The organism is Bacillus sp. J14TS2, from assembly GCF_018333015.1.
Taxonomy (GTDB): Bacteria; Bacillota; Bacilli; order Bacillales; family Bacillaceae_C; genus Lederbergia.
Genome location: NZ_BORE01000013.1, coordinates 58,014 through 74,805 on the forward strand (window position 1 = coordinate 58,014; position 16,792 = coordinate 74,805).

Below are 16,792 nucleotides of genomic sequence, written 5' to 3' on the forward strand. Positions count from 1 at the left end.
TGATCCATTTGGATAAATTCTTACATGATCACCCAAGTAAACCAAGAACACAGGATGAAAAACAAAAAGTTATTAATCGTTTAAAACGCATAGAAGGCCAAGTCCGTGGAATACAGAAAATGGTAGAAGAGGACCGTTATTGTGTGGATATCCTAGTGCAAATCAGTGCCATTCAATCTGCCTTAAAAAATGTAGGTTTCGCTGTGACTGAACGACATATTAACCACTGTGTCAGTGATGCGATTAAACAAGGTGAAGGCAAAGAAACAATTGAGGAATTAATGGGCGTTCTGAAGCAGTTTTCCAAGTAAGGAAGGAAGGCTCAGAAAGCTATAAGAATCCGCGCCTGATGTCGAACAACCGAATAAAGCGTAATAAATAAAGGGCTGTTCAAAAACTTAGTTTTCACTGAGTTTCTGAACAGCCCTTATTTTAATTTGTGAATAAGTTTAAAACAAAGACTATTTTCATCAAATTTTCATATTAGATCTGTAGGCTTTGATTAGAAATATAAATTGAATAAAGGAGAAGGTTGTTGGTGCAAATAAGTAAATTAGCGCCTATTGGTGTTTTGGCTGCGAGCATTGCTGGCGGGATTCTTTTCTTTTATTTATCGAGTAATTTATCAAAGGAAAGAAAAAAAGTACATATAGAACAGATGATTTCAGAACTAATTAACTTTGTCATCTTTATTTGGGTAGGAAAAATTGCGATAAACTTTTCCTTATTTGTACAAGATCCATTAGCCATATTCGCTTATCCGAGTGATTCAAGATCGTTTTATATTGCCGTTTTATGTAGTAGTGTTTCCCTTTTCTTAAAATCAAAAAAGGGAAGGGAAAATGTAGTTTCGTTATTGAAATCATTTCTACCTGTATTTTTAGTAGGATCGTTTTTGTATGAATTTATTTATATCGTTTTCCTTAGTAAGGGGGGACCAAACGGATACTTTATCTTAATAACGATAGTCTTACTCCTATTTTTGCTTTTAAATGGGCGTTTGAGTACAAAACTCTTATTTGTCACGATATTAGCGGGTTGGTGTTTTGGCGTTTTATTTCTTACTTTCATCCAACCGTTTGTTACAGTGTTTGGTTATATAATCGCACCGTGGTTTGTAGGTTTGTTTTTTATTGTAAATTTTTTCATTATTTTTAGAAAGAGGGATTTTTAATGGGTGGAATTGCGGCAGATACAATGTTAATCGTCGGAATGTTTCTTGCGATTGGTGCAGGGGCTTTATCCTTTTTATCTCCTTGTGTGCTCCCTATTTTTCCTGCTTACATGTCGTACATAACAGGAATAAGTGTAAAAGAATTACAAGGAAGTCAAAATGCTAAAATTCGCAGGGAGATTCTTAGGCATTCTTTCCTTTTCTTGCTTGCGGTATCGCTTGTTTTTATTAGCCTTGGTGCAAGTGCATCGTTTCTAGGAAAGTGGGTGCAGGATTTACTAATTGGAAATTCAGGATTATTAATCCAAAGAATTGCAGGGATTCTGATTATTTTTATGGGACTTTTTGTAGCGGGGTGGATCAATATCCCGGCCTTAATGAAGGAAAGACGTTTTCAATATACGAAAAAAAGGGCTAATTACATCGGTTCATTTTTTATTGGGTTTGGATTTGCAGCTGGCTGGACACCGTGTATCGGCCCCATTTTTGCTTCGATCCTGCTATTAGCGGCAAGTAATCCTGCCCAAGGTGTCTTTTATACGGTTATGTATGTAATTGGCTTTTCGTTACCATTTCTTGTGTTAAGTTTTTTTCTTGGGTCAACAAAATGGATTGTACGCCATAGCGGCATTATTATGAAAGTCGGAGCAATAATTATGATTATCATGGGGGTTGTATTATTCACAGGATTTATGCCGCAAATTACAGGCTTCTTGCTTGATTTAGTCGAGGGTACTTGGTTGTCAAGATTAGGTTAATATCGGAAGGAGCTTTACAAATGAAAAAGGCAATTTTTATCATTGTTTTTGTTCTGATGTTTGGATGGGCAGTGTATGAATTTATATCCAATAAGGAAGATACAGCAAAAGGAAGCGAACAAAGTAGTGTTTCGAGCGGGTTAGAGATTGAACAGAACGGTAATGAAATCGGATTAGAACGCGGAAATACCGCTCCAGATATCAAGCTGAAAACAATAGAGGGGGAAGAAGTACAATTATCTGATTATCGTGGGAAGAAAGTTATGTTAAATTTCTGGGCAACATGGTGCCCGCCATGCCGAGCTGAAATGCCAGATATGGAAAAATTTCATCAAGATACAGATATTGAAATATTAGCAGTTAATTTAATTGAAAGTGAGACGAATCAAGATTTAGAAAAAGTAGTTGACTTTATTGACGATTATGAACTGACGTTTCCGGTTTTAGTAGATAAAGGAAATGAGGCTGCAATCCTTTTCAGAATTAGTCCCATTCCAACCTCATATTTAATTAATTCTGACGGTACCATACATAATATGGCTTTTGGAGCATTGAATTATGAACTTATGATTCAGGAATTCGAAAAGATGAAATAATCTTACTGTAGAGAGTAATTAGTGACTATAAAAGTAAAAAGGAGTAGTGGACATGATCGAATTGAATATGAAAGAACATGGGTATAATATGCAGACGGAATTTGATGAATTATCTATTTCCTCAGATTCGGAGTATGGCTTTCGTCCTTTTCAGTTAATGATTGCCTCGATTGCTGGTTGCAGTTCAATTGCAATGAGGGTAGTGTTAACTAAAATGAGATTAGACTTTAAAGACATCAGGGTATCAGCAGAAGTGGAGCGTAATCAAGCAAAAGCAAACCGGATCGAAAAAATACATCTGCATTTTGTCATTAGAGGAGAAAATCTTCGTCAGGAAAAAATTGAAAAGGCGGGGGCGATTGCAAGAAAAAATTGTGGGATGGTCCAATCTGTGCAAGATAGTATAGAAGTGACAGAGTCATTTGAAATCCATTAGTTGAAGAACTTGAAAAGAGACTATGTAATCTGTTAGAGGTGCCATATATGAAACAGACAATATTAGTTGTTGAAGATGACCAAATGATCCGCAAGCTTATTAAAGTGTATTTGGAAAAGGATGGCTATGAGGTTATTGAAGCGGCTGATGGTCAAGAGGGAAAAGCAGCCTTTTTAACACATCATCCTTGTTTGATTATTCTAGATTTAATGTTGCCGAAGCTAAGTGGGGAAGAATTTTGCAAATGGGTGAAAAAACAAGAAGCAAATGAAGTTTCGATTATTATGCTTTCTGCTAAAACAAAGATTGACGAGAAAATTAATGGGCTTAAAATAGGTGCAGATGATTACCTAACCAAACCGTTTGTTCCAGACGAATTACTTGCTCATGTAGAGGCTGTTTTACGGAGAACCGGGCAGTTTTGTCAAAAAATATCTTATGATGGGTTATGCATAAAACCAAGAAAAGGAGAAGTGTTGCTATTTGAAGAAGAGCTTACTTTAACCAAACATGAATTTAATCTTCTCTATTATTTTATGGAAAATCCAAATATTGTTTTATCAAGAGAAAAGCTGATTAATCAGCTATATCCAAACGCCGATAAAACAATATTAGATCGAACAATTGATGCACATATTAAAAAATTAAGAAGTAAAATCGAAATAAATCCGTCTGCCCCAACACGGATTCAAACGGTTCGAGGAATGGGGTATAAATTTGTTCATGAATAAACATAAAAAGTCGTGGCTGCCCAAGCAATTTTTATTTCGTTTAACCTTTTTGAATATACTTATTGTCTCTTTATTTATTGTACTAAGTAGCTTGGCGATTTATAATACCGCTTGTTTCTTGGTGGAAGGGATGAGTGGAGCGAAACAAAAGCAGTTTAATTCAACGCTTTTTTATTACTTATGGATTTTTAGTCTTATTGCAATCTTCATAGGAAGTATTATTCATTTTTATTTAACGAAAAAATTAATCCATCCTTTAAAAAGATTAATTGAGTCTACCAAAAGTATGCAGCGAGGTAATTATCCTGAGTCGCTTGAAGTTACTTCAAGTGATGAAATAGGGCAATTAATAAGTAATTTTAATGAATTGGTTAATCAATTAAAGGTTAACCATGAACATCGCCAGAAATTAGTAATGGATTTATCGCATGAATTAAGGACTCCCTTATCGAATTTGAACGGTTATTTATATGCGCTGAAAAATGGAGTGATTGAAGGGGATGAAACATTATACCAATCGCTTTATAAAGAGTCTGAACGACTAACAAAGATGGTTACACAACTCGAAACCTTAAAAGAATGGGATTATATTTCAAAGCAATCCTTTTCTGAAAAGGAAAAAATTGCTATTGATCAACTGATTAAAGAATCTGTAAAAATGTTTTATTGGCAACTAAAGGATAAAAATATTCCAGTGGAAATTCATACAGAATGTGCTGAAATAAGTATGTATAAAGAAGGAATTTTGCAGGCGATAAGTAATTTAATCGATAATGCTATTCGCTATTACGTAGGTATGGGTTCGATTACAATCGAGGGGAAAAAGTTGGAAAATGAATATTATGTCTCTATCATCGGTCCAAGCCAAGAGATCCCAGCTGATAATAAGGATAAAATTTTTGAACGGTTTTACCGGATTGATGGCTCTCGCAGTCGTGATACAGGAGGGGCGGGCCTTGGACTTAGTATAACAAAAGAAATTATAGAACAACATCATGGCAAAATTGGCTATAAACCGAGTAAAGATCAGAACACATTCTGGTTTACCCTTCCTTTGTGAAAAATACTTATGTTGTTTGATTCAAATATAATGTAGAAATTGAAAAATTGACTATTGGGGAAATAAGATTTATAATTCAACTATTCAATAAAACAATTGAATGATAGAGGTGAACAACATGACAGAGGAAAAAATTTATGATGTGATCATTATTGGCGCTGGCCCTGCTGGAATGACAGCGGCCGTTTATACTTCACGTGCCAATTTGTCTACATTAATGATTGAACGTGGGATCCCTGGGGGCCAAATGGCTAATACTGAAGAAGTTGAGAATTATCCCAGCTACGAAAGTATTATCGGTCCAGAATTGTCGACAAAAATGTTTGAACATGCCAAGAAGTTTGGGGCAGAGTATGCCTATGGTGATATTAAAGGGATTGTAGATCATGGAGACATTAAAACAGTCCTAGCAGGTACAAAAGAATACAAAACGTATTCTGTTATCATCACAACGGGTGCTGAATATAAGAAACTGGGCGTTCCTGGTGAAAATGAGCTCGGTGGTCGTGGTGTATCTTATTGTGCAGTATGTGATGGTGCCTTTTTTAAAGGAAAAGAGTTAGTTGTTGTCGGTGGAGGAGACTCTGCGGTTGAAGAAGGCGTTTATTTAACAAGATTTGCTTCAAAGGTAACGATTATTCATCGCCGTGACCAACTTCGTGCTCAAAAGATTCTCCAAGAACGGGCATTTGCAAATGAAAAGATTGATTTTATTTGGAACCATACGGTTAAAGAAATTCATGAGATAGATGGAAAAGTCGGAAGTGTTACTCTTGTTTCCACGGTTGACGGGACTGAACAAGAATTTAAAGCAGATGGTGCTTTTATTTATATAGGAATGTTGCCATTGTCTACTCCATTTAAAAATCTAGGGATTACCAATGAAAGTGGCTATATTGAAACAAATGAGCAAATGGAAACAAAAATACCAGGCATTTTCGCGGCAGGCGATATTCGCGAAAAAATGTTACGGCAAATTGTCACAGCCACTGGCGATGGTAGTATTGCTGCTCAAGCAGCACAACATTATGTCGAGGAAGTAAAAGAACATCAATAATAATAGATTGCAATAATCATTTCTACGAGATTCTGATAAGATGTCGAAGCAAAAGCTGGTTGGGAGCAGGGATTCAAACTAGTGACTTCATTCAAAGCGAGTTTTTGACAAATGACTTCGTTATGATTATAATTCGACTATTCAATTATTTAATTGAGTATAGTTGGTGGTGGTTATAAATGCTCAATGAAAGAAATTTAAAAGATTTATTGTATCAGGAGTTTGCTAGAATAGGTAAAAGTCTTTCTAGCCCTAAACGCATAGAGATTCTTGACATTTTATCCCAAGGACCAAAGTCAGTGGAATCACTATCAAAAGCAACTAACATGTCTGTGGCAAATGTATCGCAACATTTACAAACTCTCTCTAATTCAAGATTGGTAAAATCTCATAAAAAAGGAAATTTCGTGATTTATGAATTAGCAGATACCGCCATTTCTGGCTTTTTAAAAAATGTGCATACTTTGTCAGAAAAGCAGTTTGTTGAGGTTCAACAAATAAAACAGGGGTTTTTAAATACCAATCTTGGTTTGCATGGGATTACGTTTTCAGAACTTCAAGATCGGATGGAAAAAGGTGAAGTTTTATTGTTAGACGTCAGGCCGAAAGAAGAATATGATAAGGCCCATATTTCTGGTGCTGTTTCTCTTCCAATTGAAAAGTTAAGAGAAAAACTTTCTTCCCTATCAACCAGCCGTGATGTTGTGGCCTATTGCAGGGGGCCATACTGTTTGATGTCAGTAGAAGCAGTAGAGCTATTAAAGACGAAAGGTATTAATGCCTTTCGTCTAGAAAATAGTGTGCAAGATTGGTATGAATTTCAAGAACACTTACATTGATTGGGGGAAGAAGGAGCTTATTATGTCAGATGAAGCGAATGTTTTAGCACAAAGTTATATAGATCACCCAGAAAAAGTTAAGAAATTATACAAACGTACATTAATGATTGTTGTAATTTCACAAATGTTTGGTGGAGCGGGATTAGCTGCTGGAATTACAGTAGGAGCACTGCTTGCCGAACAAATGCTAGGAACAAATGCATTCGCAGGACTTCCTGCTGCTTTATTTACGTTAGGTTCAGCAGGAGCTGCCTTGTTAGTAGGCAGACTCTCCAATCGTTTTGGCAGACGCATGGGTCTTGCCACTGGTTTTATAACAGGTGGACTTGGTGCTGTTGGTATTATTTTTGCTGCCATGTTAAATAATGTGTTTTTATTATTTATTTTCTTACTTGTATATGGCGCAGGCTCTGCAACGAACTTACAAGCCCGCTATGCTGGTACAGACTTAGCAACTAACAAACAGCGAGGCACTGCTGTAAGTGTAGCGATGGTTTCCACAACGGTTGGTGCTGTTGCAGGCCCGAATCTAGTGGATGTGATGGGAAAGGTTGCCCACTCTATTGGTGTCCCAGAATTGGCGGGGCCATTTATCTTGGCAGCTGCTGCGTATATCTTAGCTGGTCTTGTGTTATTTGCCCTTTTACGCCCGGATCCATTTATGATCGCTTTAAAAATAAATGCGAATAAACAAAGTACAGAATCCAAAGAAGTATCGAGGAAGAATCCAATCAATAAAGGAATAGCAGTTGGAGCAATCATTATGGTGCTTACGCAAATTGTGATGACGGCCATTATGACCATGACTCCTATTCACATGGGGCATCATGGCCATAGTTTACGTGCAATTGGCCTTGTGATCGGCTTTCATATAGGTGCCATGTATCTCCCTTCCCTATTAACGGGAATTCTTGTTGATAAGATTGGCCGTTCTGCCATGGCGATTGCTTCAGGTGTTACGTTGCTCCTTTCGGGTGTCTTATCGGCGGTTGCACCAGGAGATTCTTTAGTGCTAATGATTATCGCTCTATCTTTACTTGGGCTCGGCTGGAATTTTGGCTTGATAAGTGGTACGGCTCTTATTGTTGATTCAACAGAACCCTCAACGCGTGCTAAGACTCAAGGAACAGTAGATGTTTTTATTGCATTATCTGGAGCTTCAGGCAGTGCTATGTCCGGAATGGTTGTGGCTGGTTCAAGCTATGAAACCTTATCACTTGTCGGCGGGATTTTGTCATTAATCCTTATTCCAGTCATGATATGGTCTATTGGCAGTAAAAAAGTCATGAAAAATAAAGAGATGAGAGAGCTGTAAAGTATCTCAACTGGGGTATGGCGGATAAAAACACTATAAGTGCGTGTTCAAAAAGGAGAATAAAAAGGACCGAGTCGGTTAAAAACGCTGACGTACTGTCAGCAACACCGGCACTAGTACATCCTGTACGTCGAAAGTTCGAGGCGGTGCTATGCTTTTAAATACATGACCAGCACAGAAACAAGCCAACGAGCTTGCGCGTGTTGTGGTGACTTCGACGTTCGACACAGGACGTGTCGGTACTTAGTCGAAGATCCTTTATCTCGCTGTGTCATTTTTACCGGAGGCCTGCAGGATGCAGGTCACAAAGGCATTGCGACAGGATGTCGCGAATTTAGCCTTTGATCCTTACTTTGAACATCCGCTATAAGATTTCTTCGTCAAAAGTGAGTTAATTGGAAAGTTTAAGATGGTGTTATAACTAATTAATTGGCTGCGTTTTTCTGCGGATTCCATTATGACCAGGTGCAATATCTTTGTGCCTGGGAGGAATAAGTATCAAATGTATAAGGCAGTTTGTTGGTTGAATGACAAAAAATTAAGGAGAGGTGTCTTATGAAGAAAATTACAGTGTATACAACAAGTACGTGTCCCTACTGTGATATGATGAAAAATTTCTTAAAGGAAAATGAACTTCCTTTTAAAGAAGTAAACGTCCAGCAAGACCCGGTTGCTGCAAATCGTTTAGTACAAGCAACAGGACAAATGGGAGTTCCTCAAACTGAAATAAATGGCCAATGGGTATTAGGATTTGATCCGGAAAAAGTTATGCAGTTAGTAGAGTAAAAAAGCCTGCATTAAGAGGAGTAATGAAATCACTGAACAGATACACTGTTTAGTTTCAGATGAAGTATACAGAATGGGTCTTGAACTTTTATATGACCTTTATGTTTTTTTATCCATTATTCAAATATACAATTGAATTAATGAATATAAAATTATGAAAAAATGGAGGCAGATTATTATGACCACTACACCAAAAGCTTATCTACAAATTACTTTAGATGTTGATGCAGTCAACCGGGCAGCTGCGGCAAAGGTTTATACTTCTTATAAGGAACCATTCTTGACGTCAATTCCTGGTGCAGTTTCTAAAGATCTTTTAATCCGTGATGAAGATGTTCAGGTATTACATGGTTTTAACAATGTGGAGGAAGCTCAAGCTTATCTTCAAAGTGATCTTTTTAATCATGATGTTGTAACTGGATTAAAAGATTTATTAAATGCTGAACCAGAGATTAGAATTTATCGTGTTAATTAAAGATGCATTTTTAGATATCAAGCTCTATACAGTCTCTACGGGTTCTTAAATCACTTATATGCAGTTACAATGGAGAAGAGAGGGTTGTTTTCCTTTCTTCTCTTTTTTATGGTTGAGGCAACTATTTTATACATTTTCGGAAGGGGGAAAGAATGTGAAAAAACCTGTAATCATTGTTGGTGCTGGTTTAAGCGGTCTTCGTGTTGCATCGCTACTTGTTGCGCAGGGCGTCAAATGCAAGGTTCTAGAGGCTAGAGATAGGATTGGCGGTAGGGTTTTGAGTACCTCTGACGCAAATAGACCAGACCTAGATAAGTTTGATCTCGGACCAACATGGTTCTGGCCACAGTACGAGAGAACGATTGCCAATCTTGTTAAAGAATTAAATTTAGAAACTTTCATACAGTACACCAAGGGAGCAATGCTGGCAGAACGATACCAAAATGAAGCACCAGAGCGTTATATGTTGCCAGAAAATTCGAGTGCAAGATCAATTCGATTTAAAGGAGGGGCACAGTCTCTCATTGGTGCTGTGGCAGATACTATTCCTTCGGGGATAGTCGAGCTAAATACCCGTGTTACGTCAATTCGGCTCGATGAAGCTGGCGCTCTTACTGTTGAAGTCGAGCTTGCTGATGGAAAGAGAAAAGGCGTTTCAGCAAGTGCAGTTATCTTAGCATTGCCGCCTCGAATTGTGGCGCGTCATATTGAGTTCTCTCCTTCTCTCCCTCCAAATACTCTTACTGACCTTGTAAGTAAACCTACATGGATGGCAGGACAGGCCAAGGCAGTTGCGATTTATGACCGTCCATTTTGGCGGGAAACAGGGCTATCTGGATTCGCAACAAGCTGGGTTGGCCCCTTACAAGAAATCCATGATGCTTCTCCTGAAAAAGGATCTGGTGCATTATTTGGCTTCTTTGGAATGCCAGCGTATAAACGCAGAGAACTAGGGGAAGAAAAGGTTTTAAATTTAGTTGTTGACCAATTGGTTAGGCTCTTTGGTTCCCCAGCTCAAAACCTAAGAGCTATCCTGTATAAGGATTGGACTGAGGATTCTGAAACGGCTGTTGAAGAGGACCTGGAACCACTCAGTGATTTTCCAGTATATGGTAGGCCGCCAAAAGCAGGGATTTGGGAAAAGAAAATTATTTTTGCTGGAACTGAGACGAGTTCGCAATTTGGTGGACATCTTGAAGGAGCACTGCACTCAGCTGAACAAGCATTTTTTGAAATTATGAATGTAAATAACTGACCTTTATGAATGCACGTGCTAATCGGTTTAGAGATATATAGTTGATCAATCAAAGAGGACAACTCGAAGAATGAATTGGAGTCGTCCTCTTTATTGAAACTAATTTTAAATTGAATAATTATTAATATTCATCAGATTTTCATAAAGCTCTGGTAATGTTCATATTGAGCCCATGGGGACAGCCAAGTGGATTACTCGACATAGGTGCTGTGATTATGGTTGTTATGGGACTTATCTTATTTATCGTTCAAATGTCATCATGTCACCGAATTTCTAATGGAATGAGTGCAAGATACATAGTTCGAAAAATCAAGGTGAAGGAGTAATAAGGAATGAAAAATGCAGTTTTAGTTGTCATAGTTATAGGGTTACTTGGTTGGATAACTTATGATTTAATAGCTGCTTCAAATGAAAACGCTGCTGGGGAATATGGTAGTGCTGCCTCAGAGCAAATATATAATTCGGGAGAAATTAGTGATTATAGTAATTCAGGAATTCGTAAAGGTGAGCTCGCTTCTGATTTTGAACTTACTACTTTAGACGGTGAAGTAGTGAAGTTGTCGGATTATAAAGGTAAACCAGTTATGCTAAACTTTTGGGCAACATGGTGTCCGCCATGCCGTGCTGAGATGCCTGATATGCAAAAGTTCCAAGATAATAATGATGTACAAGTATTGGCTGTGAATTTATCTGAAACAGAGTCGAGTCCCGATAATATTCCGAAATTTGTTGATGAATTAAATCTGTCGTTAACAATTCCTTTGGATAAGGAATCTGTTGTTTCAAAAGAATATCGAGTTGTGGCGTATCCTACAACCTATATGATTGACTCTGATGGTCGCATTCAATTTATTGTAATGGGGGCAATGAATTATGATTTTATGGTAGAGCAACTTGAAAAGATACAATAAGTCCCATATACCCTATAAACCTCTTAGCGGGAAATAATGTGAAAATAAATAAGAATAGGTATTTGGTTATCTTGATGGTATCCATCGGAATAATTGTTATTTCTAGCTTTTTCATACCTAAAGAAACTAAGCCATCACCTAGTACAAGAGTTATTATTGATAATACTTACAGAACTTACATTGCCCCGATGTGTTTTGACAAGGCAGATGTTACAAATTGGATTGACGAGACTAGTTTAAAAAAAGCAAAAGAGTTAAATTATAAACCTCATTCATCATGTACAGAAAATGCTTTAAAAGGTGAAAAGGATACACTTTTCACAAGTATACTAAGAGAATTAGGTATATTGGAAAATAAATGGAGAAATTGGTAAGTGAAATAAAGCGACAGCTTTTATTCAAAACAATATGCCAAAAGGGAAAGAAGGAACATTAACAGATCAACAAGCGGCTGATCTAGCTGCATTTATACTCACTCAAAAACGACCTGTGGCAGATCAAAAAGTAGGAGATTATAATTTAGATCCTGATCTGGATTATATCACCAAGGATCGGCGGGGAAAAATACGTAAAGGCGAATTCGATTGGACAGAATTAGATGTCGTTGAAGAATAATAGGAATGCAAATACTCAAGACGGGATGGCAAGTTTGCCTTCAGAATGCAGGGTAAATTCTTAATGGCCTTTTATAGTTCAAACTAGAGAAGTGGTTATTCTCCCTCACTTCTCTAGTTCATATTGCGTATGAAGTAATAATCATTATTTTGCTATTTTTACTTCCACTGTAGTATCATCAACTATATAGTTAATTAATCGATGTAGAGGATGATAAGTATGGAAGAGCTCATTTTTTCTGCAAAGAATTATAAGGATGAGTTGTTTAAACAACTATCAAGAATTGGCAAATGTTTATCTAGTGATAAACGCCTTGAAATATTAAATCTGCTAACTCAGGGTCCAAAAACAGTGGAAAGATTGGCACAGGATACAGGAATGAGTGTGGCAAATGTTTCTCGTCATCTGCAAGTTCTCAACGACTCGAGATTAGTAAAATTTACGAAGAAGGGGACGTATGCCATTTATTCATTGGCTGATCCCTCTGTTAACGATTTTTTACACTCCTTATGGCAGATCGGTGAAAGTCAACTTTCAGATCTTACTCGCATTCAAGAAGATTTTTTCGGTGATATCGAAGGTTTATATACACTAACGATGGATGAAGTTTATGAAAAGTTAAAAGGTGGAGATATTGTCCTTATGGACATGAGACCAGAAGAGGAATATGAAGCAGGGCATATAGAAGGAGCAGTCTCTATTCCTATGGAGAAATTAGACCTATATCTTCAACAAATACCTAAGGATAAAGAAGTTGTTGCTTACTGTAGAGGAAGGTATTGTGTTTATTCAGCCTTGGCTGCGCAAAAATTGAAAAATGAAGGATTTGCAGCCTTTCATATGGCGGAAGATATTTATGAATGGCAGAAGTATTTAGAACAGAAACATTAAAATATATTTCCCAAGTAAGAACAATTTTTTCATAGGTACATTATGCAAATAAGTTGGAAAGAGGAAGCAAGAGGCTGCAACCAGTGTGGATTAATCCCAACCGGTTGCAGTCTTACTTTACATTCACTTTTGTTCGGAGTACCTATACCTATTGATTCTCGATATTCCAAATATGATTCCTAAAAGGATAAAAACAATACTTACCCATTCTGCTAGAGAAGGAACCACAGATTGATAAGCATATGTGTAAAGCAATCCAAATAATGTCTCAAAAACTATCATCATACCTGCTATGGAGACAGATACTCTCATAGAAGTTTGATTCCATGCCCAAGTCGCTACCCAAGAAGCAATAACCCCCAAAACAATGATGCCAACTAAATAATGAATCAAATGATCCCGATCGAGAAGATTACTTATTATCTGTTGATTTGTCAGCCAACTAATAAGCAGAACGAATAAAACTAATGTGAACGTTTGGATACCAATGATTGTCGAAAAAAGATCTGGAGAAACCTGAGATTCCTTTTTGAGAAAATGGGCATTTGATATTCCATACCATGTCCACAGGGCTAGCGCAATGAAACAACATAGAAGTCCAAACAAAAGATCACTTTTGGAGGTAGTTATACTGCCCATAGCTCCTTGCTCACTGTAAGATAATAGAAAAATACCTATTAATATGGAGCATGCAGGAATGAGCATGATTTTAAACGGAAATTCTTTATTAAATAAGTTCCCGACAAAACTAATGACGATAGGTAAAGTGCCGATAATCAACGTGGTAATAGTAGCGCCTGTATATTGAATTCCTAGTACAAGAAAAAAGAAGTATCCAACATTTCCAGTAAAAGCATATAGAAGTGCTTTAAACCATACTTTTGGTGGGATATGAACAGGATTCTTTCTGTATACTATGAACAAAAGGACAGAATACATCCCATACATAAAGTAGCGTCCTAAAGTGATTTCCAAAGAGGAAAAGCCAGAAAGCATATTGGGAATAAGAAAGGCCAACCCCCAAGCAGCCCCTGCAACCACACCAAATATAATTCCTAGCAAAGATGAACGATCGTTTCCCATTTCTGATTACCTCCGCGAAAAGCAATGATGTTATTTCATTATAGGGAAAGGAAGTTAATCAGTATTGTACATTCTTGCTTGCTAGTACATATTGTCCAGGTGTGATTCCAAGTGCTTTCTTAAAACGTCTTGAGAAATGACTTTGGTCCACAAAGCCGACATCTACAGCTGCTTCAGAAATGGCAAACCCTTGCTCTAATAACTTTTTAGCATTTTCGATTCGGACTTGGCTAAGAAAAACATGAGGTGATATCCCACATTGCTTGGTAAAAGTTCGAGCAAATTGATATTCGCTAAGCCCCGTTATCTTGGAAAGTTCTGATAAAGTAATGTTTTCGTGATAATATTCATGGATATAGTCCTTCACTCGCCGAATTCTCTGTTGGGGTAAAGAAAATCCCTTAATATGCCTCAAAGATCTTTCAGCAAATCCTTCCAACAATACATTAAAAAAGAGCAAAAATTTTTCTTTTTGTTCTAGTTCGGAATTTGAATATTCAAGTGTATAATGCAAATCTAGAAATAGATGGACAATTTCCGGATCTGTCATAATCACTTGTTTGAAAAACAAATGACTTTTATCTGTTGCATTTTCTATCCCTAACATTTTTTCAATTAATGTTTTTTCAGGATAAATCATCCGATACGTATAGCCTCCATTTTGAGCGGAATATCCTGTATGTATTTCTTCGGGATTGATAACGACTAAATTATTCTTCATTCCAAATCGTGTTTCACCCTTATGGTGAAATCCTTCGACACCGTTCTCAATAACACCGATAGCAAATTCGCTGTGGGCATGTTTAGAGAAGGCATGATCAATATAGGTAGCATGCAAACAATCCATCGATTCGAAGTGTTTGCTTTTCCAAAAAACAACTTTTTCCCTTTGCATGTTCAAAATAAGATATGCCCCCTCTTTCCAGCCTTTTTAGCGAGCGCGATCAATCCGATGTGAACGCGACTATTTAATCTGTAACTTTTTGATAATGGCTAATCAATTGATCCAAATCTACCATAACGCAACTGTGGAAACAAGTAACTCCAGCAGGAGCAGCAAACCTCAGTAAACAATTAAAGACTTTCTTGAAAAATAATCCGTTTGGAAAAGAAACAGTATAGATGCCAAGGGAAAAAACGGGGACGGCGAGAGTATTGGCCGTGCCCGTTAGGGTGGAAAAGCGGAAAAAAGGGAATGGCGAGAGGTACAGCCATCCCCTATTGTGAAAAATTACAAAACAGAGTGCACTAAATAGCTCTGAACCTAAGAGAAAAAAGAGTATACTGGAGGCAGAAAACAATATGTAATTTTATATGACATAGGAGGAATGATGTTTATGAAACCACGGGTTACAGTTTTAACGTTAGGTGTAGATGATTTGGAAAGATCTTTAAAGTTCTATCAAGACGGATTGGGGCTCCCAACAGAAGGGATAGTTGGCCAAGAATTTGAGCATGGTGCTGTTGCCTTTTTCGATTTACTATCTGGAATAAAGCTTGCTATTTTTGAACGCAAAAATATTGCGCATGATGCTCAGATTAATCAATCTGTTTCCAGTCCTACTGAATTCACTATTGGCCATAATGTCGAAAGTAAAGAAGAGGTTGACAAGGTAATGGAACAGGCAAGGAAGGCCGCAGCTACTATCACAGTTCAACCACATGACACTTTTTGGGGTGGATATTCTGGTTACTTTCAAGACCCGGATGGTCATTTATGGGAAGTTGTGTGGAATCCACATTTGGAGATCAATGAATAATTTGAAGATTATCCCCCAATACCAGCTAATAAAATTGAGTGACACCTTTTGAATAATTCGTCAAAACATTGACACTGAGGGAATCAAGCCACTCAAGCAGAACTTGATATACTTATTCCGTTTGATTGCCTAGAATTGAACTAATCAAACCAAGGGAGTGATCAAGCGATGGATATGAAGAAAGTTGGTAAGCAAATTGCAAAGTTGAGGAAAGAAAAGCAGTTTACGCAAATGGGTGTGGCCGATAAATTAGGTGTTACATATCAGGCCATCAGTAACTGGGAGCGAGGGGAAACGATGCCGGATATCACAAAGCTGCCAGAGTTAGCTGAAGTATTTGACGTTAGCATTGATGAACTATTAGTCAATCAAAAAGAGACAGCGGCAGCAGTTAAGCAACTAATTGAAGAAAAGGAAGGGGAGCCAATCGATATTCCTCTTGAAGAATTGAAGTCAGTTGCCCCTATTTTAACGGTTGATCAAGTTGATCTCTCGGTAAAGACCAATACAAAAACGCTCCAAGCCTCTGATTTGAGTGCACTCGCGCCCTTTTTGAGTGAAGCTTATTTAGAAGAATTAGCTGAGGAATTTTACCATGACAGCGGGCTGCCTGATTTAGTTAAGCTGTTTCCATTTCTAAGTAATGAGTACTTGTCAAAACTAGCAGAAAAAGAGTACACGTCTAATGGAATAAAAGCACTGAAATCTCTTGTTCCATTTCTGTCTCAAGAAAGTATTGCTGAGATTGCAAAGATAGAATTCACAAAAAACGGCCTTCATGAAATGAGCAGTCTTTTCCCTTTTTTAAACAAAAATTGTATGGAAGAGATTAGCCAACAAAGCTATGAACGAGATGGTCTATCTTCCTTACGAAGTGCTGCTCCATTCCTTAAAAGGGATTTCTTGCAGGAGTTGGCGGAGGACGCTATAGAGAAACAAGGATTTTCTGAAATAGAGCCATTATTGCCTTTCATTGACGTTGATAAGCTTGTCAAAGCAAGGAGATAAGGCGCATTGTGCCATTCATTGAAATTTAATTATTTATATTTT

21 protein-coding genes are annotated in these 16,792 nt (G+C 37.4%); 19 read left to right on the forward strand and 2 right to left on the reverse strand.

The window, feature by feature from the left end:
* Positions 1-8 precede the first annotated feature (8 nt).
* The 17 genes from KI375_RS18825 (at position 9) to KI375_RS18905 (ending at position 12,899) form a co-directional block, all read left to right on the forward strand.
* Positions 9-311 (forward strand): metal-sensing transcriptional repressor, encoded by a 303-nt coding sequence (locus KI375_RS18825; protein WP_207451884.1) that lies wholly within the window; start codon positions 9-11, stop codon positions 309-311.
* A gap of 227 nt (positions 312-538) precedes the next feature.
* Complete coding sequence (locus KI375_RS18830) at positions 539-1,174, forward strand: hypothetical protein (RefSeq protein ID WP_244852834.1); 636 nt, start codon at positions 539-541, stop codon at positions 1,172-1,174.
* Complete coding sequence (locus KI375_RS18835; RefSeq protein WP_212974984.1) at positions 1,174-1,932, forward strand: cytochrome c biogenesis CcdA family protein; 759 nt, start codon at positions 1,174-1,176, stop codon at positions 1,930-1,932. The genes KI375_RS18830 and KI375_RS18835 overlap by 1 nt, the downstream gene beginning before the upstream one ends.
* Positions 1,933-1,952: 20 nt before the next feature.
* Complete coding sequence (locus tag KI375_RS18840; protein WP_212974985.1) at positions 1,953-2,528, forward strand: TlpA family protein disulfide reductase; 576 nt, start codon at positions 1,953-1,955, stop codon at positions 2,526-2,528.
* Between the two features lie 55 nt (positions 2,529-2,583).
* On the forward strand, positions 2,584-2,964 hold the full coding sequence (locus KI375_RS18845) for an OsmC family protein (protein WP_212975075.1): 381 nt from the start codon (positions 2,584-2,586) through the stop codon (positions 2,962-2,964).
* A gap of 47 nt (positions 2,965-3,011) precedes the next feature.
* Positions 3,012-3,695, forward strand: coding sequence for a response regulator transcription factor (locus KI375_RS18850; protein ID WP_212974986.1), 684 nt, complete (start codon positions 3,012-3,014; stop codon positions 3,693-3,695).
* A complete protein-coding gene (locus KI375_RS18855) occupies positions 3,688-4,755 on the forward strand; it encodes a sensor histidine kinase (protein ID WP_212974987.1) in 1,068 nt (355 codons plus the stop codon). The genes KI375_RS18850 and KI375_RS18855 overlap by 8 nt, the downstream gene beginning before the upstream one ends.
* A 118-nt stretch (positions 4,756-4,873) precedes the next feature.
* The gene (gene trxB / locus KI375_RS18860; RefSeq protein WP_212974988.1) at positions 4,874-5,812 is read left to right on the forward strand and encodes a thioredoxin-disulfide reductase; all 939 of its coding nucleotides are present in this window, start codon (positions 4,874-4,876) and stop codon (positions 5,810-5,812) included.
* A gap of 179 nt (positions 5,813-5,991) precedes the next feature.
* Positions 5,992-6,651, forward strand: a complete 660-nt coding sequence (locus KI375_RS18865; protein ID WP_212974989.1) for an ArsR/SmtB family transcription factor — start codon at positions 5,992-5,994, stop codon at positions 6,649-6,651.
* Positions 6,652-6,673: 22 nt separating this feature from the next.
* On the forward strand, positions 6,674-7,966 hold the full coding sequence (locus KI375_RS18870; protein WP_212974990.1) for an MFS transporter: 1,293 nt from the start codon (positions 6,674-6,676) through the stop codon (positions 7,964-7,966).
* A gap of 555 nt (positions 7,967-8,521) precedes the next feature.
* On the forward strand, positions 8,522-8,752 hold the full coding sequence (locus KI375_RS18875) for a glutaredoxin family protein (protein ID WP_212974991.1): 231 nt from the start codon (positions 8,522-8,524) through the stop codon (positions 8,750-8,752).
* 178 nt (positions 8,753-8,930) lie between these two features.
* On the forward strand, positions 8,931-9,227 hold the full coding sequence (locus tag KI375_RS18880) for a hypothetical protein (protein ID WP_212974992.1): 297 nt from the start codon (positions 8,931-8,933) through the stop codon (positions 9,225-9,227).
* 154 nt (positions 9,228-9,381) lie between these two features.
* Positions 9,382-10,482, forward strand: coding sequence for a flavin monoamine oxidase family protein (locus tag KI375_RS18885; RefSeq protein WP_212974993.1), 1,101 nt, complete (start codon positions 9,382-9,384; stop codon positions 10,480-10,482).
* A gap of 332 nt (positions 10,483-10,814) precedes the next feature.
* Entirely contained in the window at positions 10,815-11,393 is a 579-nt protein-coding gene (locus KI375_RS18890) for a TlpA disulfide reductase family protein (protein WP_212974994.1), read from the forward strand.
* Between the two features lie 38 nt (positions 11,394-11,431).
* Positions 11,432-11,767: a hypothetical protein gene (locus tag KI375_RS18895; protein ID WP_212974995.1), complete on the forward strand. Its 336-nt coding sequence runs from the start codon at positions 11,432-11,434 to the stop codon at positions 11,765-11,767.
* A 34-nt stretch (positions 11,768-11,801) separates the two neighbouring features.
* A complete protein-coding gene (locus KI375_RS18900; protein ID WP_212974996.1) occupies positions 11,802-12,008 on the forward strand; it encodes a hypothetical protein in 207 nt (68 codons plus the stop codon).
* 219 nt (positions 12,009-12,227) lie between these two features.
* Entirely contained in the window at positions 12,228-12,899 is a 672-nt protein-coding gene (locus tag KI375_RS18905) for an ArsR/SmtB family transcription factor (protein WP_212974997.1), read from the forward strand.
* Positions 12,900-13,022: 123 nt separating this feature from the next.
* On the opposite strand, the gene KI375_RS18910 is transcribed toward KI375_RS18905, so the two are convergent.
* Together KI375_RS18910 and KI375_RS18915 are read right to left on the reverse strand one after the other, a co-directional pair.
* Entirely contained in the window at positions 13,023-13,982 is a 960-nt protein-coding gene (locus tag KI375_RS18910; protein ID WP_212974998.1) for a DMT family transporter, read from the reverse strand.
* 58 nt (positions 13,983-14,040) lie between these two features.
* Positions 14,041-14,877 (reverse strand): AraC family transcriptional regulator, encoded by an 837-nt coding sequence (locus KI375_RS18915; protein WP_244852842.1) that lies wholly within the window; start codon positions 14,875-14,877, stop codon positions 14,041-14,043.
* Positions 14,878-15,319: 442 nt separating this feature from the next.
* Here KI375_RS18915 and KI375_RS18920 point away from each other — a divergent pair, with 442 nt between their 5' ends.
* Together KI375_RS18920 and KI375_RS18925 are read left to right on the forward strand one after the other, a co-directional pair.
* Entirely contained in the window at positions 15,320-15,742 is a 423-nt protein-coding gene (locus KI375_RS18920) for a VOC family protein (RefSeq protein ID WP_212975000.1), read from the forward strand.
* Between the two features lie 168 nt (positions 15,743-15,910).
* A complete protein-coding gene (locus KI375_RS18925; RefSeq protein ID WP_212975001.1) occupies positions 15,911-16,750 on the forward strand; it encodes a helix-turn-helix domain-containing protein in 840 nt (279 codons plus the stop codon).
* Positions 16,751-16,792: the final 42 nt, after the last annotated feature.